The sequence below is a fragment of the Streptomyces sp. NPDC008139 genome (genome assembly GCF_042957025.1).
Taxonomy (GTDB): Bacteria; Actinomycetota; Actinomycetes; order Streptomycetales; family Streptomycetaceae; genus Actinacidiphila.
Window position 1 is genome coordinate 298,369 of record NZ_JBIBHM010000008.1, and the last position, 21,800, is coordinate 320,168.

Below are 21,800 nucleotides of genomic sequence, written 5' to 3' on the forward strand. Positions count from 1 at the left end.
GAGGGCATCCTGCCTGTCCTGGAATATGTCTGACCAGCGAGTTTATGTGTGTCGTGCGAGTCGGCGGTGGCAGATCAGGGCGGCCGCTATGGCGGTGAAGGCGAGGAAGTGCTCGGCCTTGCGTTCGTAACGGCGGTGGAGCCGGCGGCAGCCGGCCAGCCAGGAAACGGTCCGCTCCACCACCCAGCGGTGGCGCCCGAGGCGCTGTGAGGACTCGATGCCCCGGCGGGCGATGCGGTGGCGGATGCCGCGCTGGGCGAGCCATCGGCGCAGATGGTCGTAGTCGTAGCCCTTGTCGCCATGCAGCTTCCCGGGCCGCCGGCGGCGTGGGCCGCGCCGGGAGCGGATCGGCGGGATGCCGCGCACGAGCGGTATCAGACCCTGGCTGTCGTGGAGGTTGGCAGCGGAGATCCCGAGTGAGAGCGGCAGTCCGTTGCGATCGGTGACAAGGTGGATTTTCGATCCGCTCTTGCCCCGGTCGGTCGGATTCGGTCCCGTCAAAGGCCCCCTTTTGCAGCTCGGACGCTGACGGAGTCGATCGCGCACCTCGACCAGTCCAGCTCACCGCAAGCGCCCAGTTCGTCAAGGATGACGCGGTGGAGTCTGGCCCAGACCCTGGCCTTGCTCCACTGAGCGAAGCGCCGATAGACCGTGGGCCAGGCCGGGCCGAAGACCGACGGAAGCTGCCGCCAGGTGCAGCCCGACGTTGCCACGAAGATGATCGCCGCCAGCGCCTCGCGGTCACCTGTCCGCCGTCGGCCTCCGCCCTGAGGACGTATGACCTCGGTTGGAGGCACCACCCGCCGAAACAGCACCCACAGATCCTCCGGCACCAACCGTTCCACCAGATCCGTCATGTACTGCTCAACGACTCCCAGCGCCAAAGGAAACGACGTCTTAGAGGGTCGGCGAGCCGACCGGGGGGTGGGCGGTGTCGTAGGCGGTGCGGGCGGAGAGGACGGCGGGGACGGCGGCAGCCGTCCAGACGGAGAGGGCCTGGACCTGGCCGGCGGCCTCACGGCCGAGAGGGGTGAGGGAGTAGGTGACGTGCGGCGGGATGACGGGCAGAGCCCGGCGAAGGACGAAGCCGTCCCGCTCCAGCGTGCGCAGCGTCTGGGTGAGCATCTTCTCGCTGACCCCGCCGACGGCCCGCCGCAGCTCACTGAAGCGCAGCACCGCCCCGTCGAGCAGCTCGCACAGAACAAGAACCCCCCACCGGGAGGTGACGTGTTCGAGAATGAGCCGCTCGGGGCAACTTACGTCCATGTCGGTACCTTACTTCAAGGTGGGTACTTTCCAAGAGTTAGTGCCCGGCGTACGGTGGAGCCGAAGACACCGGACCACCGCAAACAGGGAGCAAAAAGACATGAGCATCGTCGTCACAGGAGCCACCGGGCACCTCGGCCACCTCGTCATCGACGAGCTGCTCAAGCAGGTCCCGGCCACCGACGTGGCCGCCGTCGTGCGGGACGAGGCCAAGGCCGCCGACCTGGCGGAGCGCGGCGTGGAGCTGCGGATCGCGGACTACAACCACCCCGAGACGCTGAAGGACGCCTTCCACGCGGGCGACAAGGTGCTGCTGATCTCGGGCAGCGAGGTCGGCCGCCGCATCGCGCAGCACAGCGCCGTCGTGGACGCGGCGGCGGCCTCGGGCGTGGCGCTGCTGGCGTACACCGGCATCCTCGGCGGCCCGGACGCCGACCTGAAGCTGGCGGACGAGCACAAGGCGACCGAGACGTACATCCTGGCCTCGGGCCTGCCCTACGTGTTCCTGCGCAACGGCTGGTACAGCGAGGTCCAGACCGAGAATCTGGCTCCGGTCCTGGAGCACGGCGCCGTCATCGGCAACGCGGGCGACGGCCGGGTCGCGAGCGCGGCCCGCGCCGACTACGCCGCCGCGGCCGCCGCCGTCCTGACCGGTGAGGGCCACGAGAACACGGCGTACGAGCTGAGCGGCGACACGGCGTGGAGCTTCGCCGAGTACGCGGCGCTGATCGCCGAGCTGACCGGCAGGGAGATCACGTACAAGAACGTCCCGGCCGAGACGCGCCAGTCGATCCTCGAAGGCGCGGGCGTCCCGGCGGACTTCGCGGCCATCCTGGTCGACGTGGACCACGCCATCGAGCGCGGCCTGCTCGCGCGCACCAACGGCGAGCTGTCCCGGCTGATCGGCCGCCCCACGACCCCGATCCGCGAGACCCTGGCCGCCACCCTCAAGGACACGCCCAAGGCGTGACCACGGCGTGACCCCGGCCTGAACGAACCCCGTTACGGCGGCGGCGACGGCGGCCGGCGCCGCCGTGATCGACCCCGCGCCCTGGCTGTGCGCCACGGCCGCACCTGCCCGGTGCTCTCGGGCGACACCTTGGTCTACCGCGACGACAGCCACATGTCCGAGACGTACGCCGACGCCCCGGCCCCGGTCCTCGGCCGCCGCCTGACCGCCCTCCTGCCCTGAAGCGGTCCCGCGCTGCCCCGGCCACCGGCCTGTCATGACCGTGGAGTGGAACGGACATGACAGGCCGGGGCGGCTGCCGCTACCGTCGTCACGTCGCGCGCCGGCGGCGGGTCGTACGGCCGGGGCGGTACGGGAAGGGGTCGGGATGAACGAGCGGCGCGCGGGACTGGTCTACGGCTTCGCGGCCTACGGCATGTGGGGCCTGTTCCCGCTGTTCTGGCCGCTGCTCGAACCGGCGGGAGCACTGGAGATCCTGGCCCACCGGATGGTGTGGGCGCTGGTGGTGGTCGCCGTGATCCTGCTGGCGATGCGCCGCTGGGCGTGGATATCCGAACTGGTCAGGCAGCCCGGGCGGCTCGGCCTGATCGCCGTCGCCGCCGTCTTCGTCTCCGTCAACTGGGGCCTGTACATCTGGGCCGTCAACGCGGGCCATGTGGTGGAGGCTTCGCTCGGCTACTTCATCAACCCGCTGGTCACCATCGCGCTCGGCGTCCTCGTCCTGCACGAGCGGCTGCGCCCGGTGCAGTGGGCGGCGGTCGGCGTCGGCGCGCTGGCCGTCGTCGTCCTCACCGTCGGATACGGGCGGCTGCCGTGGATCGCCCTCTCGCTCGCCTTCTCCTTCGGCGTCTACGGCCTGGCGAAGAAGCAGATCAACATGGGCGGCCTGGAGTCGCTGGCCGCCGAGACCTCGGTGCAGTTCCTGCCCGCGCTGGTCTTCCTCGTCGTGCTCGGCGCGCGCGGCGACTCGACCTTCACCCACCACGGCCCCGGCCACGCCGCCCTGCTGGCCGCCTGCGGTCTGGTCACGGCGGGGCCGCTGGTCTGTTTCGGCATGGCGGCGACCCGGCTCCCGCTGTCCACCATCGGCCTCATGCAGTATCTGACGCCGGTCTTCCAGTTCCTGATCGGCGTGCTCCACTTCCACGAGGAGATGCCCCCCGAGCGCTGGGCCGGTTTCCTGATGGTGTGGGCGGCGCTGGTCCTGCTCACCTGGGACGCGATCAGGGGCGCACACCGCGGGCGTACGGAAGCGCGGGCCGCGCGACAGGCCCCGGCGGTCGTGGAGTCCCCGGAGGCGACCGACTCCCCGCTGCCCGGCTGAGCCGTACGGGCGAGCGCCGACGTCCCCTCGGGTGACACGCACACCGCCGCCGGTTGGGTTATCTGACGATCAGTCATGCGAAGGACGTACCCGTCAGGCGTCGGGCCGCCCGAAGCGCAGGAGAACGCGTCGTGCGCATGCCGGCCAACCCGGCCCGAACCACCTCGCCCTGCGCCCCTCGACCGGCGGCACCAACGGCCAGCCGTCCCTCACCACCGCCACCTTCGCCGCCACCCCGGTCAGCTGGGGCTTCACCCTCGGCGACATCGACGCCGACCAGGTGCGGATCAGCGCGACCGGCGCGGGCGGTGTACGGCTGACGGCGGCGCAGCTCGGCTTCCGGTCGACCTTCAACTACTGCGTGGGCACGCCGAAGTTCGTGAAGGTGAGCGTGGACGTCACCAAGCCGAAGCCGACGCCCACGCCACCCAAGCCGCACCCCGCTCCCCCGGCCAACCACCCGCAGCCGCAGCAGTCCGGCCCCGAACTGGCCGCCTCGGGCGCCGACGGCCCCCTCGCCATGGGTCGCGGGCGGCCTCGTCGCCACCGGGGCCCTCGTGGTGTCCGCCACCCGCGCGCGGAAGCGCCGCCGCTGACCCCTGCCTTCGTGTACGGCTCCGCGCCCGCCGGTACGGTTCCCGGCGGGCGCGGTCACGTTCACCCGCGCGTCACCGCCCGAGGCCGCACTCCGCCCAGACCATCTTCCCGACGCCGTCCCGCTCCCCGACGCCCCAATGCCCGGGCCCCGCGACCGCGTTGACCAGCGCGAGCCCGCGCCCGTCCTCGTCGCTCTCCGCCGCGACCCGTGGCTCGGGCCGCCCGTCCCCCGCGTCGTGCACCTCGATCCGCACACCGCCCGGCGTCCGCACGTACCGCGTCTGCACATCGCGCCCGGCGACCCTCGCGTGCACGACGGCGTTCGTGAATAACTCCGACAGGATCAACACGGCGGAATCCGTGAGGTCTTCCAGTCCCCAGCCCTTGAGCGCCGTTTCCAGTTCGTGCCGCGCCCGCCCCACCGAACGCGGCGTACGCGGCCACAACCGGGCGACCGTTCGGGATTCGGCACCGGGCGGCTCGCCCGCCGATTCGTCGGACTGTCCAGGTGGTTCTCGGTGCATGGCCGTGCCTTCCCTCGTCGCCGGATCCAATTGACGTCGGGGCCCCCTTGTCGCCACGTCGGGGGCCCCGACGGAGGACTCACCCGGGCGCCCACGGGGAGTGGCGCCGCACGGGGGTCCTCGCCACCCGTCGCGGGGCGCGGCACCCACGCGACGGGAATCGGTACGTACTTGGCAGCGCCAAGCACCGCGCCGCAACGCGATGCGAAGTAGCGCGTAGTACGAGAGTAGGCGCGGAATTGACCGCGCCGCAACCAGAACAGGCGCACGCGTGCAATCCGGTGCGTCAACGGCGTCGCGTGGCCCTAGAGTTGTGCCCGGTACGTGACCGGGCGTGCCGAGGAGGGAGCCGACCCATGCCCGCAGGGGGACGGCCGACCGTGCGCAGCAGGCGACTCGGGTCGGCCCTGAAAAAGTACAGAACCGCAGCTCAGCTCGATCAACCACAGGCCGCCGAGGTGATCGCGGTCAGCGCCAGCAAGATCAGCCGCATCGAGACGGGCCACATCAGCACCCGCGTCATCGAACTGCGCCTGCTCCTCGACGCGTACGGCGTGACCGATCCCGAAGTGCGTTCCCGGCTCGAAGAGTTGGCCAAGGGGTCGAACCGGCGCGGTTGGTGGCTTGAGCATGCTGCGCACCTACGCGCGGACTACTTGGACCACATCTCGCTTGAGGATGACGCGACGTACATCCGCGAGTGGCAGCCCAACCTGATCCCCGGACTGCTCCAAGTCCCCGCGTACGCGGAGGCGGTGATCACAAGTGCTCCGCACTTCATCGACCCGGAGCGGGTCTCGCAACTCGTCAAGGTGCGGCAGGACCGCCAGGTGAAAATCGACGAGGTCGAGGGCTCGGCGAACTACACGGTCATCATCTGGGAACCGGTGATCATCCACTCGATCGTCAAACCCGAGGTCTACCAGCAGCAGTTGGCCCATATTCTTGAGGTGGGCCAAAGGCAGAACGTGACGCTACAGGTGCTGTCGATTTCAGCCGGAGTCAAGGCGTCAATGCCCGCCGCGTTTTCGAGCTTCTCCTTCGACAGCGAACCCGTGGTCGAGGCAGTCACGTTGGACAATCTCCGGGGAGCCTCCATCCTGGAAGCCGCCGAAGATTTGACCGCTTACGCTCTCGCATTTGATCAACTACGATCGGCAGCACTGGCCCCGGATGCAAGCGCGCGGCTCATCCGAGGCGCACTACAGAGAAGCAAGGACGACACAAAGTGACCCCTAAGGTAATAGGGCCCTTCCGGAAGTCCTCGTACTCCGGGGCGGAGAACAACTGCGTAGAGGTCGCCGCCACGGCCGGCGGCGGGCGGGCCGTGCGGGACAGCAAGGACCCGGCCGGTCCGAGCCTCTACTTCACGCCCACCGAGTGGGCCGCCTTCCTCGCGGGTACGCGAAACGGCGAGTTCACTCACTAAGGCACCACGCGCCACGCGAAGGCCCCCGGAGTCGCCACCGGGGGCCTTCGCCATGTCGGCGGGCTACCTTCGCGGTGAAGGACCAAGCGCGGACAGGTCGCTGTAGAGCCGGTTCAGCGCGTACGCGCCGAGGCCGAGGCCCTGGTCGATGCGGCGGCGTGCGGCGGGGTCGTGGTGGTGGGGTTCCAGCAGCAGGAAGAAGTCCTCCGCGTGTTGTTCGTCGATCTCGGAGTGCAGGCCGTAGTGCGTCAGGTCGGCTCGGGCGACCCAGCCCCGGTCCACGGCCGCGCTGCCCGTGACGGCCGACACGGAGGCGAAGGCGTACTCGATCGCGCCCATACAGCCGATCGCCACCTGCGGGTCCTCCAACGTACAGACCGCGCTGAGAACGCTGTTGTACGCGTGAACGGCCGGAATCATCGTCAGGCCGTCCAGTCGTGCGGTGTCGCTGCCGATGCTGGCCAGAAAGCGGCGGAAGGTCTCGTGGTGGAATTCCCGGGGGCGGAATCCGCCGTGTTCCTCCACGACATTGCCCAGGATGCCGACGCGGTCGGCGGGGTGCTCGATCCGGGAGACCAGCGCGGCCATCGGACGGGCGAAGTAGGTGACGGCGAAACCCAGTTGTTCCTGGGTCGTGCGGAATTGCTCCAACGGCATGCTGCCGTCGACCAGCGTGCGGAAGTACGGATTGTTCAGGACCCCGGTGTCGGCGACGACGCGTTTGGCGTGCGCCGTCACCAACGGGGCTGCGGTCGCCCGCAGATGGGTGGTCACCGCTGTTCCCCTGGCAGGGCTCCCAGGAGGCGGTGGCCACGGTCGGCCGGGTCGGTGCTGCTGTGGAAGACGCGGATGGCCGCCCGCAGTTCGTCGGTCGAGATGGAGCCCGAGCCGTCGGTGTCGATGTCGGCGAACGACACGTCGATGTCCTCGTCGCTCAGCGCGAACGAGGACTGGAACAGGCGCTTGAACTCGGACTTGTCGAGTTCGCCGTCCCCGTCGACGTCGGCGGTGGCCACGAAGACCTGGGCGGACGGCGTGACGACCCGCGCGTAGTCGTCCGGCTTGTTCTCCAGGCTGACGAACCCGGCGAGGAATTCTTCGCGGGACACGACGCCGTCCCCGTCCGTGTCCATGGGGACGAACAGCCTCTTCCAGTACTCCAGAAGGGATTTCCGCAGCGCGTCGGCGGGTGCGGTTCCCGGCGTGAGCCCGAATTCCCGGGTCGTGCGGCCCACCCACGCGTATACGTCGGTTTCGGCGACCCAGCCGTCACGCTCGCGGTGGAACACGTCGTAGTAATGCTGGGCCTTGCTGTGGATGAGGGATTTTTCCGGCACGCGAAGACCTCGAATTCCCTTGCGGGGCGGGAGAATCGAGCCCAGAATGCCAGCATTCGCCTGCCCGGTCTCCGGCGCCGACGCGTCACCACTCCTTCGTGTGGGCCCTTCGACGTGACGGTTTCAGCCCCTTTCAAACCCGCGCGGGGACACTCACCCGCTGGTGATGATCAGCTTGCCGCGCTTGGCGGTGCGGTGGAGTCCGAGGTCGGTGAGGGCTTCGATGCCCTCCGCGAGCGGGACGACGCGGGCGATCGGCAGCCGCAGGGTGCCCTCCCCGGCGGCGCGGGCGACCTCTTCGAGGTCCGTGGTGAGGGGCTGGGCGAGCATCACCTTGTTGGGGCCGGGCAGGGCGCTCCGCGCGAATTCGGCGGGCGGCCTGGCCGACTCCGCCGAGGACGCCGACCTGCACGACGCCGTCCGCACGGCGCTGGACCTGCTGCCGGGCCTGTCCGGCCGGTCTTCGAGACGGCGGTGGCCTGTCCGGGCTGTCAGGTCCGGGGCGGTGGCGCACTCATCGCCGCCGTCAGGAACGTGATCGCCCATCGCCGGGCCGCCTCGCCCGTCACCGGGGACGCGCAGCCGGGGGTGGGCTGCTGGTGGACCTCAAGGCGGTCGACGGCCGTCACGGCGAGGATTCCCCGCATCCGGAACGACAGCTCCTCCGCCGAGACGCCGGGCAGCGCACGCGCGAAAGCCGCGAAGTAGCGCTCGCGGACCGCGTCCTCGGCCGGGCCGGTCCAGCTGCGCGCCTCCTCGGCCGGGTCGCCGAGGATCGTCATGATCAGCCGGGACGTCCGGGCGCCGTCCCCGTCACCGGCCGACATCTCGTCGAACAGCGGGCCCGCGAACGCCTCCACCAGTTCGCCGACCGACGGGTCGGGGGTCCGGGCGAGCAGCGCGTCGAGCCCGGCGCGCTGGGCGGCGTTGATCGGCTCGACCACGCGGCGGACGACCGCGGCCATCAGCTCCGCCTTCGACCCGAAGTGGTAGCCGACGGCGGCCAGGTTCGCTCCCGCGAGTGCGGTGATCGCGCGGACCGAGGTGCCGCGGTATCCGTGTTCGGCGAAGAGCCGCGCGGCCGCGTCGAGGATCTGGGTGCGGGTGTCTGGGGTCGCCACACGACGGACTCTACATATGCTTGAATCAAACGAACGTATGAATGAAACGAACGTCTGAAAGAGGGCCGTCATGAAGCTGCTCGTCTACGGCGCCGGAGTGTGCGGCAGCCTGTTCGCCGCCCGCATGCACGAGGCCGGCCACGACGTCTCGCTCCTCGCCCGGGGCGAGCGCCTGACCGCCCTGCGCCGGCACGGAGTGCGGCTCATGGAGGAAGGCGACCCGGCCGTCAGGCGGGTCCCGGTGCCGGTGGTCGAGCGCCCGGACGGCGCGTACGACCTGATCACCGTCTTCGTCCGCACCCATCAGGTGGACGCGGTGCTGGAGTCCCTCGCCGATGTCCGAGGCGACGTGCTGTTCCTGCTCAACTGGGCGGCCGGCCCGGAGCCGCTGGGCGCGGTGATCGGCCACGAGCGGGTGCTGCTCGGCTTCCCCACGACCGGCGGCACGATGGACGGCGACGTGATCCGGTACCGCAAGAGCACCGCCCTCACCCGCCGGGTCGCGATACCGGTCGGCGAGCCGGACGGCCGTACCACCCCGCGCCTGGAACGGATCGTGGAGACGTTCCGTACCGCCGGGTTCAACGCCAAGGCCGAGCCGCGGATGGGCGCCTGGCTCAGGACGCACGCCGCCTTCGAGGTCCCGCTCGGGCAGGCGGTGCTCGCGGCGGGCGGCCCGGTGGCGCTGGCCGCCGACCCGGACGCGGTCCGCGGCATGCTTCGGCTCATGCGGCGGAATCTCGCCGCGATGGGGACACCTCCGGTACCGCGCGCGTTCGCCGCGTTGCGGGTTCTGCCGCAGGGGCTCCTCGTGGCCGTGCTCCGGCGCTTCCTGCGGAGCCCCACGGCCGTGCACAGCGGACTCAGCGACGCCTCGCCCGCCGCGGCGGGCGAACTGGAGCGGCTGGCCGAACAGCTCCGTGCCCCGGCGAGGGGCCGCTGAGCGGGCCGGGTTGTGACATCACGTGGGCGCTTGAGGGTTGAGGGTGCGCTGGAGGCGGGTGATCGTCGCCCGCCAGGGGCCGTCAGCGGGCTCGTCCCAGAGCTCCAGCAGTTCGGAAGGTTCGGTGACGACCCGGCCCAGGGCCCTGAGGGCCGTGGCGCGCAGCGGTGTGAGGTCCGCGAGTGGCCGCTTCGGCCCGTAGTCGGGGTCGATGGGCTCACCGCCGGGGCACTGGGCGGCGACCAGCGCGGCGGCGGCGACGGCCTCTTCGGAGATGTCCGCGTCGAGGTCGCCCGTCGTGTCGATCACGCGGGTGAGGGCGTCGCGGACGATGCCGGGGCGCGCGTCGGGGCTCGCCTCGTCGAGGGTGTCGCTGAGGTCCCACGCGGTGTCGTTGTCGAAGGGACCGACGTGCCAGGTGCCCACGTCCTTCTTCCGCCGCTCAGACGGCCGCCGCGCCCAGCGCCTCCGTCAGGGCGCTGAGGGTGGGGCCGAGGGGCAGGTCGAGGGTGAGCGCGGCCAGGTCGTCGCCCCTGGTGGGGCCCTGGTTGACGATCGCCACCGGGGTGCCCTGGCGGGCGGCGCGGCGGACGAAGCGCAGCCCCGACATCACGGTGAGGGACGAGCCCAGGACGAGCAGGGCGGGGGCGGCGTCGACCAGGGCGAAGGCGCGGTGGACCCGCTCGGGCGGCACATTCTCGCCGAAGAAGACCACGTCCGGCTTGAGCGTGCCGGTGCCGCAGACCTCGCAGGGCACGAGCCGGAACCGCTCGGTGCTCCCCGCCGGGAGTTCGGCGTCGCCGTCCGCGTTGGTGTGGGCGACGGCGGTGGCGCGGAAGCCGGGGTTCGCCTCGTCCAGGCGCTCGTCCAGCCGCGTACGGTCGCTGAGGTCGCCGCAGTCCAGGCACACCACCCGGTCCAGCCTGCCGTGCAGGTCGATCGCCTCCGCCGTACCGGCCGCCGCGTGCAGCCCGTCCACATTCTGCGTGATCACTCCGGTCACCGCGCCCGCCCGCACCAGCCGCGCCACCGCCCGGTGCCCGTCGTTCGGCAGCGCCCGCGCGATCGTCCGCCACCCGAGGTGACTGCGCGCCCAGTACCGGCGCCTGGCCGCCTCTTCCCCGACGAACTCCTGATACGTCATCGGCGCCGACGTCCGCCGCCGCCCCGTCACCCCGCGGTAGTCCGGAATCCCCGACTCCGTCGACAGCCCCGCCCCGCTGAGCACCACGGCCGGCCGCCCGGCCAGGAACCCGGCCAGCACGTCCACGCCTTCCCCCCGCCCCCCGCCGACCCCGATCTCCATACCGGCAGCGTACGCCCGCCTGACGGGCGCTAGGGCCTGTCCTAGGCCGTCACGTCGCGGGTGGTGAAGCGGGCCCAGGCGGCCGAGCCGAAGACGGCGGCGTAGAGGGCTTGGAGGCCGAGGTTCTTGGCGATGCCGGTCCAGGTGACGGGGTCGCGGAGGATGTCGGCGAAGCTGAGCCAGTAGTGGGGGAAGAGGTAGGGCTGGAAGGCGTGGAGCTGGGGGATGTTGTCGATGATCTGGACGGTGATGAGCAGGCCGACGGTGGCGGCCATGGCGCCGATGCCGCTGTCGGTGAGGGTCGAGATGAACAGGCCCAGCGCGCCGATGCCGACCAGGGAGGCCGCGACCAGGACCGCGATCAGCAGGCAGCGCAGCATGCCGTCCGAGAGCGAGATCGTCGTGCCGGACAGGAGGGTGACGTCTCCGACCGGGAAGAGCGCGAAGCCGACGATCAGCGCCGAGACGGCGACCACGAGGGTGGCCGCCAGGCAGAAGGCCAGCACGGACGCGTACTTGGCGAGCAGCAGGCGGGTGCGGCCCGCCGGGGCCACCAGCAGATAGCGCAGCGTGCCGCCGCTGGCCTCGCCCGCGATCGAGTCGCCCGCGATCACCCCGATCGCCATCGGGAGGAAGAACGGGAGCGTGGCCGCCAGGGCGGCGAACGTCAGGAACAGGCCGTTGTTGCTCACCTGCTCGATGAACGCCGGGCCGTTGCCGTTCCCGTCCGGCCCCCCGCCCCCGCCGAGCGACCCCCCGTTACGCGTCTCGATCCGCACCGCCACGCCCACCAGCAGCGGCACCCCCGCCAGCACCGCGAACAGCGCCAGCGTCCGCCACCGCCGGAACACGGTGACCAGCTCCGACCGGAACAGCCCGAAGGTCCAGAGCAGCCGTGGCGTACGCGGCCCGGCCGGCGACGAGGCCGGCGGCTCGGTGGCCACGGTGCCCGCGGCGGCTCCGGTGCCCGCGGCGGCTCCGGCTCCGGTCCCGGCCCCGATTCCGGCGGCCACGCCGGGTGCGGACTCGGCGGACACGGGCTCGCGTCCGGGCCCGGGCCCGGGCCCGGGCCCGGGCCCGGGCCCGGAAGGCTCGGCGGGTGCTCCGGCGGCCACGCCGGGTACGGGCTCGCGCCCGGGCCCCGTCCCGGAAGGCTCAGCGGATGCTCCGGCGGCCGCGCCGGGTGCGGCCCCGGCGGACACGGGCTCGCGTCCGGGCCCGGGCCCGGAAGGCTCAGCGGGTGCTCCGGCGGCTGCGCCGGATTCGGCCTCGGTGGACGCGGGCTCGCGCCCGGAAGGCTCCGTAGGTGCTCCAGCGGCCGCGCCGGATTCACCCCCAGCGGACACGGACTCGCGTCCGGTACGGGGCGGATCGGCGGCGGCTCCAGGCGCGGGCCCGGGCCCGGAAGGCTCGGCGGGTACTCCAGCGGCCGCGCCGGATTCACGCCCAGCGGACGCGGGCTCGCGTCCGGTACGGGGCGGATCGGCGGCGGCTCCGGGCGCGGGCCCGGAGGGCCGGGCGGCGGGCTCGGGGGGCGATGCGGCCTCCGGGCTGGCCGGGCCCGAGGCGGGGGGCGGCTCAGGTTCCGGCCCGGCCGGAGGCCGGAACACGGCCGCGCCCGACGCGGAGGTCAGCTCAGGTTCCGGCCCGGCCGGAGGCCGGAACACGGCCGCGCCCGACGCGGAGGTCAGCTCAGGTTCCGGGCTGGCCGGGCCCGAGGCGGGGGGCGGCTCAGGTCGCGGCCCGGCCGCGGGCCGGTTCGGGTCGGCGCTCGAAGCGGTCGGCTCCGTTTCAGCCCGCGACATCGAAGCCCTCTCCTGTCAGGGCGACGAACGCGTCCTCCAGGGAGGCGCGTTCGAGGCCGAAGCCACGGACGCGGACGCCCGCGGCGACCAGGGCGGCGTTGAGGTCGGCGAGGTCCGGCGGGTCGGGGGGCAGTTCGCCGCTGACGCGTTGGCCGTCGGCGAGGAGGGCGCCGACGCCGTGTTCGGTGAGCACGCGGGCCGCCTGCGCCGGGTCCGGTGTGGTGACGACGAGCCGCCCGCGCGCACCGGCCGCGAGGTCGGCCACCGGCCCCTGCGTGAGGAGCCGGCCGCGCGCCATGACGGCCGCGTGCGTACAGACCTGCTCGATCTCGTCCAGCAGGTGCGAGGAGAGGAAGACGGTGGTGCCGTCGGCGGCCAACTCCCTTACCAGGGAGCGGATTTCGCGCATGCCCTGCGGATCGAGCCCGTTCGTGGGCTCGTCGAGGACCAGCAGCTCGCGCGGCTGGAGCAGGGCGGCGGCCAGCCCGAGCCGCTGCTTCATGCCCAGCGAGTACGCCTTCGCCTTCTTCGGGCCCGCCGCCGTGAGCCCTACCCGGTCAAGCGCCGAGCCCACCCTGGCCCGGCGCGTACGCGGGTCGGCCGTCGGGTCGGCCGCGTCGTACCGCAGCAGATTGTCCCGGCCGGACAGGAAGCCGTAGAGGGCCGGGCCCTCGATCAGCGCGCCCACCTTGGGCAGCACCGTGCGCTGTGCGCCCGGCATCGGTCGGCCCAGCACCCGCGCCGTGCCCGCCGTCGGCGCGATCAGGCCCATCAGCATCCGGATCGTCGTCGTCTTCCCCGAGCCGTTGGGGCCCAGGAAACCGAAGACGCTGCCGCGCGGCACCCGCAGGTCCAGGCCGTCCACGGCGAGCGTGCCGCGGTACCGCTTCGCGAGGCCGCGCGTCTCGATCACCACGTCGGCGGCGTCCGCCGCAGGCACGGTCACCGCGTCGTACGCGCCCGACCCATTCGGCCCGTTGGGCCCGGCGGCCTGCGGCTGCTGCATCGCGCTCCTCTGCGACGGGGACTGGGAAGTGTACGGCGCGCGCCGCGCCCGGCCGGAACTCCCGGCTCCGGGCCCTGAGCCCGGACCCGCTTCCGCGCGCGCCCGGTGGGTGCCCCCCCGGACGGGACGGGCACCCACCGACTGGCGTGCGAGCGACGCTACTTCGCCGCGTTCGCCGCGTCCGTCAGCGCGGACTGCGTCACCGCGCCCACGTACAGGGTGCCCTTGTCGGTCAGGAGGGCGTTGACCAGGCGGGTGTGGAAGACGGTGCCGGAGCCGAAGTCGCCGGTGACGTGCTGGCCGAAGCTGTTGAGCAGGGACTGGGCGTCGCCGCCGCCCTTGCCGTGCGCGTTCTTCTCGGCGCCGGAGGGCAGGCCGCCGGGCGACTTGATGACAGCGATGGAGTCCCAGCCCTTGCCGATGACGGTGGGCTCGGCGCCGGAGGTGTGACCGGTGCCGTTGACACCGTCGAAGCCGGGCAGGCCGGCGACACCGTCAAACCCCTTCTGGCCCTTGGTGACGGCGTCGGACTCCTTGCCGGCCTCGGTGACCTTCGTGCCCTTGGGCGGGGTGAAGGTGAAGGTCGACGCGGACGGCTTGCCGAAGCTCACCTTCGTGAAGCCGATGTCCACGATCGCCTTGCCGCCGCCCTTGGGCGAGAGGGTGAACTTCAGCGGGACGCCGGTCTTGGAGTCGACGGCGATACGGATCGCGCCGACCGTGGTCTTGTCCGCGTGCTGCGGGGTGACCAGGAGTTGGTACGCGCTGTGGCCCGCGACGCGCGCGGTGCCGTCCACGGTGACCGAGGCCGTACCGTCGGCGGCCTTGAGCACCTGCTGTGCGGCGGCCTGCGGGGTGGCCGGGAAGTCCTGCGGCCGGGCCTTGCTGTCGGCGCCGCCCTTGGCGTCGGCCGGGGCGGTCGCGTGATACGCCTCGTTGGACCCGCTGTCGTAGCCCCAGACCTCGGTGCCGTTGTGGATCAGGCTGTACTCGGCGGTGGGCTCGATGATCGAGACCTTCTGCCGGTCGGGGCCGTCCGCCGCCACGTGCAGGGTGTGCGAACCGGCCAGGAGTTGGGTGAGCTGGGCCTGCGGGGCGGCGGCCGAGCCCTTGCCGTCCTTGCCGGACGGGCCCGCGGCGCTCGCGGCGCCGCCGAACAGGCTGCTCGCCGCGCCGCCGGACAGGACGTCGGGCAGCCCGAGGTCCGTACTGACCTTCACCGAGCCCGACACCGTCTGGGTGTCGGACGCCGCGATCTTCGTGAGCAACTGCTCCGCCGTCAGCGTGGGCAGCGACGGGCTGCCGGTGTCCGCGAGCGCGGGTACGAGGCTGATGGTCGCCGCCGCCACCCCCGCCACCGCGACGGGCACCGCGTACCGCATGGCCTTGCGTCCCCGCCCCCTGCCGGGCTCGTCCGATTCCGGGTGCTCCGGAAACTGTGCCGGTTGGATCCGTGCCATCGCGTCTCTACCTCCGTCGTCGCGGCGGTTCACTGCCTCGCACTCGTCCACTCCCCGGGCCATTGTCGCCCGGTCCGCCGTGAAGTGGACGTCTCCATCACACCAAAACGGCCAACCCGCCACATCAGCCGACGGATGCAACCCTGTGTACGTCCCCGGGATGACAGACCCCGACGCCGTACTCGGGTCGGCGCAGGGCGTCACCTAGGGGACGCCGGCGATCCGACCTCACCGGCCGGTACACGTCGCCGATACAGCCCGACGCGGGGGCTAGCCCGCCCGGTGCACCACGATGTCGCACAGCGCCGCCAGCGCCAGCTTCGCCGTGCACTCCGGCAGCGGCGCGAGGGCGGCGCGCGCCTCGTCGGCGTACCGGAGGGTGTCGCGGCGGGCCTGTTCGAGCGCGGGGTGGTCGCGCAGGAGGCTCAGGGCCTCGCCGTGCAGGGCGTCGTCGGTGAGGTCCCCGTCGAGGAGCTGGTTGAGGCGGCGGTCGGTGGCCGAGACGCCGCCCGCGGCCTGCTGGTACAGACGGCGTACGTGCAGGATCGGCAGCGTGGCGATGCCCTCGCGCAGGTCGGTGCCCGGGGTCTTGCCGGACTCGTGGCTGTCGCTGGTGATGTCGAGGAGGTCGTCGGCGAGCTGGAAGGCCAGGCCGATCCGCTCGCCGTACTGGGTGAGGGTGTGCACGACCGTCTCGTCCGCGCCGGACATCATCGCGCCGAACCGCCCGGACACGGCCATCAGCGAACTGGTCTTGCCCGCGAGGACGTCCAGGTAGTGGTCGATCGGGTCGCGGCCGTCGCGCGGTCCGACCGTCTCCAGGATCTGGCCGGTGACCAGCCGTTCGAAGGACTCCGCCTGGACGCGTACGGCCTCGGGGCCGAGGTCGGCCAGGATGTGCGAGGCGCGGGAGAAGAGGAAGTCGCCGGTCAGGATGGCGACGGAGTTGCCCCAGCGGGCGTTGGCGCTGGGCACGCCGCGGCGCACCTCGGCCTCGTCCATGATGTCGTCGTGGTAGAGCGTGGCCAGGTGGGTCAGCTCGACCACCACGGCCGCGGGGACCACCCGGGGCGCGTGCGGGTCGCCGAACTGGGCCCCGAGCATCACCAGGAGTGGCCGGAAGCGCTTGCCTCCCGCCTTGAGGAGGTGGCGCGCGGCGTCGGTGATGAACGGGACATCACTCTTGGTGGCCTCCAGCAGGCCCTCTTCGACGGCCGAGAGACCGGCCTGGACGTCGGCCTCAAGGGCCTCGTCCCACACGCTCAGCCCGAAGGGCCCGACGACGGTCACGAGGGGTACTCCTGTCGCTGATCTGGCTTCTGGCGGGGTCTGAGGGGCGGCACTGTCTACACGGGCAGCGTAGCCGGTCGGCTGTGGATCACCGCCGGGGCATCGCCCTGGAAGCGGGGTCGCGGCGTACCGGAAGCGGGGTTCCGGAATTCCCCCCGGATTCGCCCCGTATTCGCCGCGGCTTCCTCACGGGTTCCCCGCTCCGGCCGCACCGATTCCTCGCTCCGGCGGCGCGGCTTCCCCCGCCCCTGCCCCTCGGCTACCCCCGCTCCGGCACTACACCAGGCCGTCTCCGACCGGGCCGGTTATGATCCGTAATGCCGGTTTTGGAGACTTAAAGACCACCCGGAAGGGATGATGGCCGATTCGGGCGGTTGACCGAAGAACGTTCACCATTACGTAAGACGGTCCCGCAACATGGTCAACTACACTCGCGGCAGCAACAGGTGACATGTCCTCGCTTCGGGGTAGACCCCACGGGTAATCCCCGGGGAAACCCCCCAAGGAAAGAGAGGAGGTGGATCGATGGCAGCCGACCTGCGGGAAGACGAGGCGGAGGCCCACGTGCGCGGGGTCTGCTTCAAAACGGGTCCGCCCGCACGCACCGGTGTGGAATTGGAGTGGCTGGTCCACGACCGCTCCGATCCGCTGTCCCTGATATCCGTCGACCGGCTGGACGCGGCCCTCGCGCCCGTCGAACAGCCGGGCGGGCTGCCCAGCGGCAGCAGGCTCACCCGTGAGCCGGGCGGCCAGGTGGAGCTCAGCTCCCGGCCCGCCGACACCCTCGCCGCCTGCGTCGACTCCATGGCCGCCGATGTCGCGGCACTGCGACAGGCGACCGACGAGGCGGGACTCGTTCTCGTGGGACGCGGGCTCGACCCGTTCCGCGACCCTCCCCGCGTGCTCGACCATCCCCGCTACCGGGCCATGGAGAGCTTCTTCGACCGCGACGGCCCGTGGGGCCGCACAATGATGCGGCGCACCGCCGCCCTTCAGGTGAACCTCGACTCGGGCGACGACTCCGCGGGCACCTCCGGCTATCGCTTCCGCTGGGAGCTGGCGCACCGGATCGGCCCGGTCCTGGTCGCGGCCTTCGCGAATTCGCCGCTCCAGGGCGGTACGCCGACCGGCTGGGTCTCCACCCGGCAGGCGGTCTGGAGCCGGATGGACCCCAGCCGCACCCGGCAGCCGGGGCACGACGAGGACCCCCGTACCGCGTGGACGCGGTACGCCCTCGACGCGCGCCTGCTGTGCGTACGCGAGGGGCCCACCGACAGCAGCGGCGTCTGGGACGCCGCCCAGCCCGACTGGTCGGTGCCGGGCGACCTCACCTTCCGCGAATGGCTGCGGGGCGCGCCGGGCGTGCGGGCGCCGACCGTGGACGACCTCGACTACCACCTCAGCACGCTCTTCCCGCCGGTGCGCCCGCGCGGCTGGCTGGAGCTGCGGATGACCGACGCGCAGGACGGCGACGACTGGATCGTCCCGACCGTGCTGACGGCGACACTGCTGGACGACCCCGTCGCCGCCGAGGCCGCCCACGCGGCCACCGAGCCGCTCTGCGAGGACGGCGATTCGATGCCGTCCGAGGAGATGTGGCGGCGCGCCGCCCGGGTCGGCCCCGCCGACCCCGTCATCGGCGAGGCCGTACGGGCCTGCTTCGCCGCCGCGGCCGGTGCGCTGGCGCGTACCAACGCGCCGGCGGCCCTGCGGCTGGCCGTCGCCGACTTCGCCGAGCGCTATGCAGAACGCGGACGATGTCCCGCCCACGACCAGTTGGACGCGCTGCGCCGCGTCTGACCCTCCGGAAGGCATGTCGTGACAAACCCTCGTACCGACGGCCGGAACACGGCCGAAAACAGTGCCTCACCCGGCGCTTCCCTCACTTCTGGCGCATCCAGCACTTCGGCCACTTCCGCCACGCCTGGCTCTGCACCGGGCGCACCGGGCGCTTCGGGCGCTTCGGGCGCTTCGCGCGCTTCGGGCGGTGCTGGCGGGTCCGGGACTTCCGGTGGCTCCGGCGGCTCCGGCGGCTCCGGCGGCTCCGGCGGCTCCGGTGTTTCCGGGACTTCCGGCGGCTTTGATGTCAAGGCGCGGGCGCTCGCCGCGCTGGAGACCGCCCGGCGCAGGACCATGGCCCTCACCGACTGCGTGGACGACGTGGATCTGGCCGCGCAGCACTCGCCGCTGATGTCCCCGCTGGTCTGGGACCTGGCGCACATCGGCAACCAGGAAGAGCTGTGGCTGGTCCGTGAGGCCGGCGGCAGGCCGGGCCTGCGGCCCGACCTCGACCAGCTCTACGACGCCTTCCAGCACCCGCGCGCCGACCGTCCCGCGCTGCCGCTGCTCGGCCCCGACGAGGCCAGGGCGTACGTGGCGGAGGTACGCGCCGAGACCGTCGACGTACTGGACGCCGTCGACACCTCGCCCAACGACTCGCCGTCCCTGAAGCGGGAGCGGGCGGAACGGCTGCTCGCGGACGGCTTCGTCTTCGGGATGCTCGCCCAGCACGAGCAGCAGCACGACGAGACGATGCTCGCCACCCATCAGCTCCGCAGCGGCCCGGCCGTCCTGGAGGCGCCCGAGCCTCCGCAGGCGCCTGCGGACGCGGCCGCGCTGCCCGCCGAAGTCCTCGTCCCCGGCGGCCCGTTCACCATGGGCACCAGCACCGAGCCGTGGGCGCTGGACAACGAGCGCCCCCAGCACACCGTGGACGTCGCCGCCTTCTGGCTGGACACCGTGCCGGTCACCAACGGCGACTACCTCGCCTTCATCGCGGCAGGCGGCTACCGGGACGCCCGCTGGTGGACCGAGGAGGGCTGGCGGCACGTCCAGGACGCGGGCCTCGAAGCACCGCTCTTCTGGTCGTACGACGACGGCGCCTCCGTCTGGACCCGGCGCGTCTTCGGTCGGACCGAGCCCGTACGGGTCAACGAGCCGGTCGTGCACGTGTGTTGGTACGAGGCCGACGCGTACGCCCGCTGGGCCGGGCGGCGGCTGCCGACCGAGGAGGAGTGGGAGAAGGCGGCGCGGTACGACCCGGCGACCGGGCGCTCGCTGCGCTACCCGTGGGGTGACGCCGATCCCGGTCCCGAGCACGCCAATCTCGGCCAGACGCACCTGCGGCCCGCGCCCGCGGGCAGTTACCCGGCCGGTGCGGCGCCCTGCGGCGCGCGTCAACTCCTGGGCGACGTATGGGAGTGGACGTCCTCGGACTTCGCGCCGTACCCGGGCTTCGAGGCGTTCCCGTACAAGGAGTATTCCGACGTCTTCTTCGGTCCCGACTACAAGGTGCTGCGCGGCGGGTCGTTCGGCGCGGACCAGGTGGCGGCGCGCGGGACCTTCCGCAACTGGGACTATCCGATCCGGCGGCAGATCTTCTCCGGTTTCAGGACGGCGCGGGACGCGTCGGGGCCGGGTGCGGGGTCGGGGGCCGGGTCCGGGTCGGCGTCCACGTCGGGGTCCGCGTCCCCGGAAGCCGGGCGCGGCTGATGTGCCGTCACCTCGCGTACGTCGGGCCGCCGTTGACGCTGGCCCGGCTGCTCACCGAGCCGTCGCGCGGGCTGTACGAGCAGTCGTGGCAGCCGAGGCTCCAACGGCACGGCACGGTGAACGCGGATGGTTTCGGCGTGGGTTGGTACCCGCTGGAGCCCTCGCCCGAGGAGGGCGACGAGGGCTTTCCGCTCCCCGCCCGCTACCGGCGGGCCGTACCCGTCTGGTCGGACGCCAACTTCACCGAGCTGGCCCGGACGATCCGGGCCGGCGCCGTCCTGGCGGCGGTACGGTCCGCGACCGCGGGCACCACGCAGGACGAGTCGGCCGCCGCGCCCTTCCGTGACGGCCGCTGGCTGTTCAGCCACAACGGCGCCGTCGCCGACTGGGAGCGGCTGCCGACCGATCTGACCTCCGCCGAACTGCTGGGCCTCGACTGCCACAGCGACTCGGCCCTGTTGTGGGCGCTGCTCACCCGGCGGCTGCGGCAGGGCCAGCCGCCGGGCGGGGCGCTCGCCTCCGTCGTACGGCAGGTCGCCGCCGCCCGGCCCACCGCGCGGCTCAATCTGCTGCTCACGGACGGCCGGACGATCGCGGCCACGGCGTACGGGGACACGCTGTGGTTCCGTACCGGCCGCGATGCGTCGGGGTCCGCGGAGTCTGCGGGGTCCGCTGCGTCAGCGGAGTCCGCGGCGTCCGGGGGGTCCGCGGCGTCTGCGGGGTTCGTGCTCGTCGCCTCGGAGCCGGACGACGCTCCGGGCGACTGGCACGAAGTCCCGGACCGGTCGCTGCTGTTGGCGACCACCGAGGGCGTACGGATCATCCCGCTGCGCCCGCCAACCCCTGTCCGTACCGACCGCAAGGACGCCCGAGGCAAGGACCGCCTACGCGAGGACCCGCACCTTATGGAGGAGAGCAGCATGGACGAGAGCCGCACGGGTGGCAGCCGCTTCACCCTCGACGACCGGCTGCCCGCCGACTACTTCACGACCTCACTGCGCGCCGACGTGCTCGGCGGGCTCACCACCGCGCCGCGCACCCTGCCGCCCAAGTGGTTCTACGACAAGCGCGGCAGCGACCTCTTCGAGCAGATCACGCGGCTGCCGGAGTACTACCCGACCCGCGCCGAGCAGGAGATCCTGACCCGCAGGGCCCCCGAGATCGCGCAGCTCACCCGGGCCGCGACCCTGATCGAGCTGGGCTCGGGCTCCTCCCGCAAGACGCGGCTGCTGCTCGACGCGCTGACCTCGGGCGGCACGCTCTCGCGCTACGCGCCGCTGGACGTCAGCGCGTCCGCGCTCGAAGAGGCCGGTGAGGCGATCGTCCGCGACTACCCGGGGCTGCGCGTCGCCGCGACCGTCGCCGACTTCGAGAGCGGCCTCGCGCTGTCCGACGAGCCGGGCCCGCGCCTGCTGGTCTTCCTCGGCAGCACCATCGGCAACTTCGACGCGGCCCAGCGCCGCGCCTTCTACCGCACGCTGTCCCTCTCCCTCACCAGCGACGACGTCCTGCTCCTCGGCGCCGACCTGGTCAAGGACCCGGACATCCTGATCCGCGCCTACGACGACTCGCAGGGCATCACCGCCGAGTTCAACAAGAACGTCCTGCACGTGCTCAACCGCGAACTCGGCGCCGACTTCGACCCCGACGCCTTCGACCACGTCGCCCTGTGGAACACCGACCACGAGCGGATCGAGATGCACCTGCGCTCCCGTACCGCCCAGACCGTCAAGATCCCCGACCTCGACCTCACCACCGGCTTCACCCCCGGCGAGCACCTGCGCACCGAGATCTCCTGCAAATTCCGCCGCGACTCCCTCACGGCCGAACTCCACGAAGGCGGCTTCACCGTCCGCCACTGGTGGACCGACCCCCAGTCCCGCTTCGCCCTCCTCCTCGCCGTCCCCAACTGACCCCGCCCCATCCCCCG

The 21,800-nt window shown here is 72.3% G+C and carries 22 protein-coding genes and 1 pseudogene; 10 read left to right on the forward strand and 13 right to left on the reverse strand.

Annotated elements, in window-relative coordinates:
* Positions 1-42 precede the first annotated feature (42 nt).
* Positions 43-857 (reverse strand): IS5 family transposase gene (locus ACFZBB_RS19305; RefSeq protein WP_391123728.1). Its coding sequence is split into 2 segments (ribosomal slippage): positions 43-515 and positions 515-857, totalling 816 coding nucleotides; the frame shifts between segments, so codons are not numbered across the junction.
* A 40-nt stretch (positions 858-897) separates the two neighbouring features.
* Positions 898-1,266 (reverse strand): winged helix-turn-helix transcriptional regulator, encoded by a 369-nt coding sequence (locus tag ACFZBB_RS19310; protein WP_391123730.1) that lies wholly within the window; start codon positions 1,264-1,266, stop codon positions 898-900.
* A 100-nt stretch (positions 1,267-1,366) separates the two neighbouring features.
* Here ACFZBB_RS19310 and ACFZBB_RS19315 point away from each other — a divergent pair, with 100 nt between their 5' ends.
* From ACFZBB_RS19315 to rarD, 3 genes are all read left to right on the forward strand, one after another.
* Positions 1,367-2,236 (forward strand): NmrA family NAD(P)-binding protein, encoded by an 870-nt coding sequence (locus ACFZBB_RS19315; protein WP_391123732.1) that lies wholly within the window; start codon positions 1,367-1,369, stop codon positions 2,234-2,236.
* Positions 2,237-2,323: 87 nt separating this feature from the next.
* Positions 2,324-2,458, forward strand: a complete 135-nt coding sequence (locus ACFZBB_RS19320; RefSeq protein ID WP_391123734.1) for a hypothetical protein — start codon at positions 2,324-2,326, stop codon at positions 2,456-2,458.
* Between the two features lie 145 nt (positions 2,459-2,603).
* The gene (rarD, locus tag ACFZBB_RS19325) at positions 2,604-3,560 is read left to right on the forward strand and encodes an EamA family transporter RarD (RefSeq protein WP_355340390.1); all 957 of its coding nucleotides are present in this window, start codon (positions 2,604-2,606) and stop codon (positions 3,558-3,560) included.
* 668 nt (positions 3,561-4,228) lie between these two features.
* On the opposite strand, the gene ACFZBB_RS19330 is transcribed toward rarD, so the two are convergent.
* Positions 4,229-4,681: an ATP-binding protein gene (locus ACFZBB_RS19330; RefSeq protein ID WP_355340396.1), complete on the reverse strand. Its 453-nt coding sequence runs from the start codon at positions 4,679-4,681 to the stop codon at positions 4,229-4,231.
* Positions 4,682-5,037: 356 nt separating this feature from the next.
* On the opposite strand from ACFZBB_RS19330, the gene ACFZBB_RS19335 reads away from it, so the two are divergent.
* Complete coding sequence (locus ACFZBB_RS19335; RefSeq protein ID WP_355340399.1) at positions 5,038-5,913, forward strand: helix-turn-helix transcriptional regulator; 876 nt, start codon at positions 5,038-5,040, stop codon at positions 5,911-5,913.
* On the forward strand, positions 5,910-6,110 hold the full coding sequence (locus tag ACFZBB_RS19340) for a DUF397 domain-containing protein (protein WP_391123736.1): 201 nt from the start codon (positions 5,910-5,912) through the stop codon (positions 6,108-6,110). Before ACFZBB_RS19335 ends, ACFZBB_RS19340 begins: the two co-directional genes overlap by 4 nt.
* Positions 6,111-6,173: 63 nt before the next feature.
* Here the strand turns inward: ACFZBB_RS19340 and ACFZBB_RS19345 are convergent, their stop codons facing one another.
* From ACFZBB_RS19345 to ACFZBB_RS19360, 4 genes are all read right to left on the reverse strand, one after another.
* Entirely contained in the window at positions 6,174-6,884 is a 711-nt protein-coding gene (locus ACFZBB_RS19345; protein WP_391123738.1) for an iron-containing redox enzyme family protein, read from the reverse strand.
* The gene (locus ACFZBB_RS19350; RefSeq protein WP_391123740.1) at positions 6,881-7,447 is read right to left on the reverse strand and encodes an EF-hand domain-containing protein; all 567 of its coding nucleotides are present in this window, start codon (positions 7,445-7,447) and stop codon (positions 6,881-6,883) included. The genes ACFZBB_RS19345 and ACFZBB_RS19350 overlap by 4 nt, the downstream gene beginning before the upstream one ends.
* A 153-nt stretch (positions 7,448-7,600) precedes the next feature.
* Positions 7,601-7,873 carry a hypothetical protein gene (locus tag ACFZBB_RS19355; protein WP_391123742.1) on the reverse strand — a complete coding sequence of 91 codons (273 nt, stop codon included), beginning with the start codon at positions 7,871-7,873 and terminating at the stop codon, positions 7,601-7,603.
* A 65-nt stretch (positions 7,874-7,938) separates the two neighbouring features.
* On the reverse strand, positions 7,939-8,568 hold the full coding sequence (locus ACFZBB_RS19360; protein WP_391123744.1) for a TetR family transcriptional regulator: 630 nt from the start codon (positions 8,566-8,568) through the stop codon (positions 7,939-7,941).
* Positions 8,569-8,638: 70 nt separating this feature from the next.
* Between ACFZBB_RS19360 and ACFZBB_RS19365 the strand changes: the two genes are divergently transcribed.
* On the forward strand, positions 8,639-9,511 hold the full coding sequence (locus ACFZBB_RS19365; RefSeq protein WP_391123746.1) for a 2-dehydropantoate 2-reductase N-terminal domain-containing protein: 873 nt from the start codon (positions 8,639-8,641) through the stop codon (positions 9,509-9,511).
* Between the two features lie 18 nt (positions 9,512-9,529).
* On the opposite strand, the gene ACFZBB_RS19370 is transcribed toward ACFZBB_RS19365, so the two are convergent.
* The 6 genes from ACFZBB_RS19370 to ACFZBB_RS19395 form a co-directional block, all read right to left on the reverse strand.
* On the reverse strand, positions 9,530-9,937 hold the full coding sequence (locus ACFZBB_RS19370) for a DUF4259 domain-containing protein (RefSeq protein ID WP_391123748.1): 408 nt from the start codon (positions 9,935-9,937) through the stop codon (positions 9,530-9,532).
* Positions 9,938-9,953: 16 nt separating this feature from the next.
* Entirely contained in the window at positions 9,954-10,817 is an 864-nt protein-coding gene (locus ACFZBB_RS19375; protein WP_391123750.1) for an NAD-dependent protein deacetylase, read from the reverse strand.
* 41 nt (positions 10,818-10,858) lie between these two features.
* Positions 10,859-11,761: an ABC transporter permease subunit gene (locus ACFZBB_RS19380; protein WP_391123970.1), complete on the reverse strand. Its 903-nt coding sequence runs from the start codon at positions 11,759-11,761 to the stop codon at positions 10,859-10,861.
* A gap of 847 nt (positions 11,762-12,608) precedes the next feature.
* The gene (locus tag ACFZBB_RS19385; RefSeq protein ID WP_391123752.1) at positions 12,609-13,628 is read right to left on the reverse strand and encodes an ATP-binding cassette domain-containing protein; all 1,020 of its coding nucleotides are present in this window, start codon (positions 13,626-13,628) and stop codon (positions 12,609-12,611) included.
* Between the two features lie 158 nt (positions 13,629-13,786).
* Positions 13,787-15,088: an outer membrane lipoprotein carrier protein LolA gene (locus tag ACFZBB_RS19390; protein ID WP_391123754.1), complete on the reverse strand. Its 1,302-nt coding sequence runs from the start codon at positions 15,086-15,088 to the stop codon at positions 13,787-13,789.
* A gap of 270 nt (positions 15,089-15,358) precedes the next feature.
* Positions 15,359-16,378, reverse strand: a complete 1,020-nt coding sequence (locus tag ACFZBB_RS19395; RefSeq protein WP_391123756.1) for a polyprenyl synthetase family protein — start codon at positions 16,376-16,378, stop codon at positions 15,359-15,361.
* Positions 16,379-16,903: 525 nt separating this feature from the next.
* On the opposite strand from ACFZBB_RS19395, the gene egtA reads away from it, so the two are divergent.
* The 4 genes and pseudogenes from egtA (at position 16,904) to egtD (ending at position 21,783) form a co-directional block, all read left to right on the forward strand.
* A complete protein-coding gene (gene egtA, locus ACFZBB_RS19400) occupies positions 16,904-18,178 on the forward strand; it encodes an ergothioneine biosynthesis glutamate--cysteine ligase EgtA (RefSeq protein WP_391123758.1) in 1,275 nt (424 codons plus the stop codon).
* A gap of 333 nt (positions 18,179-18,511) precedes the next feature.
* Entirely contained in the window at positions 18,512-19,870 is a 1,359-nt protein-coding gene (gene egtB, locus ACFZBB_RS19405) for an ergothioneine biosynthesis protein EgtB (protein WP_391123760.1), read from the forward strand.
* Positions 19,870-20,640: pseudogene (gene egtC, locus ACFZBB_RS19410) on the forward strand (ergothioneine biosynthesis protein EgtC); the annotation flags it as partial. The gene egtB and the pseudogene egtC, both read left to right, overlap by 1 nt.
* Before the next feature lie 150 nt (positions 20,641-20,790).
* Positions 20,791-21,783 (forward strand): L-histidine N(alpha)-methyltransferase, encoded by a 993-nt coding sequence (gene egtD, locus ACFZBB_RS19415; protein ID WP_391123972.1) that lies wholly within the window; start codon positions 20,791-20,793, stop codon positions 21,781-21,783.
* Positions 21,784-21,800: the final 17 nt, after the last annotated feature.

Excerpts from the sequence above, each read along its gene's own strand:
- rarD (WP_355340390.1), top strand. The coding sequence starts at position 2,604 with ATGAACGAGCGGCGCGCGGGACTGGTCTACGGCTTCGCGGCCTACGGC.
- ACFZBB_RS19315 (WP_391123732.1), top strand. The coding sequence starts at position 1,367 with ATGAGCATCGTCGTCACAGGAGCCACCGGGCACCTCGGCCACCTCGTC.
- egtA (WP_391123758.1), top strand. The coding sequence starts at position 16,904 with ATGGCAGCCGACCTGCGGGAAGACGAGGCGGAGGCCCACGTGCGCGGG.
- ACFZBB_RS19390 (WP_391123754.1), bottom strand. The coding sequence starts at position 15,088 with ATGGCACGGATCCAACCGGCACAGTTTCCGGAGCACCCGGAATCGGAC.
- egtB (WP_391123760.1), top strand. The coding sequence starts at position 18,512 with ATGGCCCTCACCGACTGCGTGGACGACGTGGATCTGGCCGCGCAGCAC.
- ACFZBB_RS19375 (WP_391123750.1), bottom strand. The coding sequence starts at position 10,817 with ATGGAGATCGGGGTCGGCGGGGGGCGGGGGGAAGGCGTGGACGTGCTG.
- ACFZBB_RS19330 (WP_355340396.1), bottom strand. The coding sequence starts at position 4,681 with ATGCACCGAGAACCACCTGGACAGTCCGACGAATCGGCGGGCGAGCCG.
- ACFZBB_RS19335 (WP_355340399.1), top strand. The coding sequence starts at position 5,038 with ATGCCCGCAGGGGGACGGCCGACCGTGCGCAGCAGGCGACTCGGGTCG.
- egtD (WP_391123972.1), top strand. The coding sequence starts at position 20,791 with ATGGACGAGAGCCGCACGGGTGGCAGCCGCTTCACCCTCGACGACCGG.
- ACFZBB_RS19385 (WP_391123752.1), bottom strand. The coding sequence starts at position 13,628 with ATGCAGCAGCCGCAGGCCGCCGGGCCCAACGGGCCGAATGGGTCGGGC.
- ACFZBB_RS19310 (WP_391123730.1), bottom strand. The coding sequence starts at position 1,266 with ATGGACGTAAGTTGCCCCGAGCGGCTCATTCTCGAACACGTCACCTCC.
- ACFZBB_RS19365 (WP_391123746.1), top strand. The coding sequence starts at position 8,639 with ATGAAGCTGCTCGTCTACGGCGCCGGAGTGTGCGGCAGCCTGTTCGCC.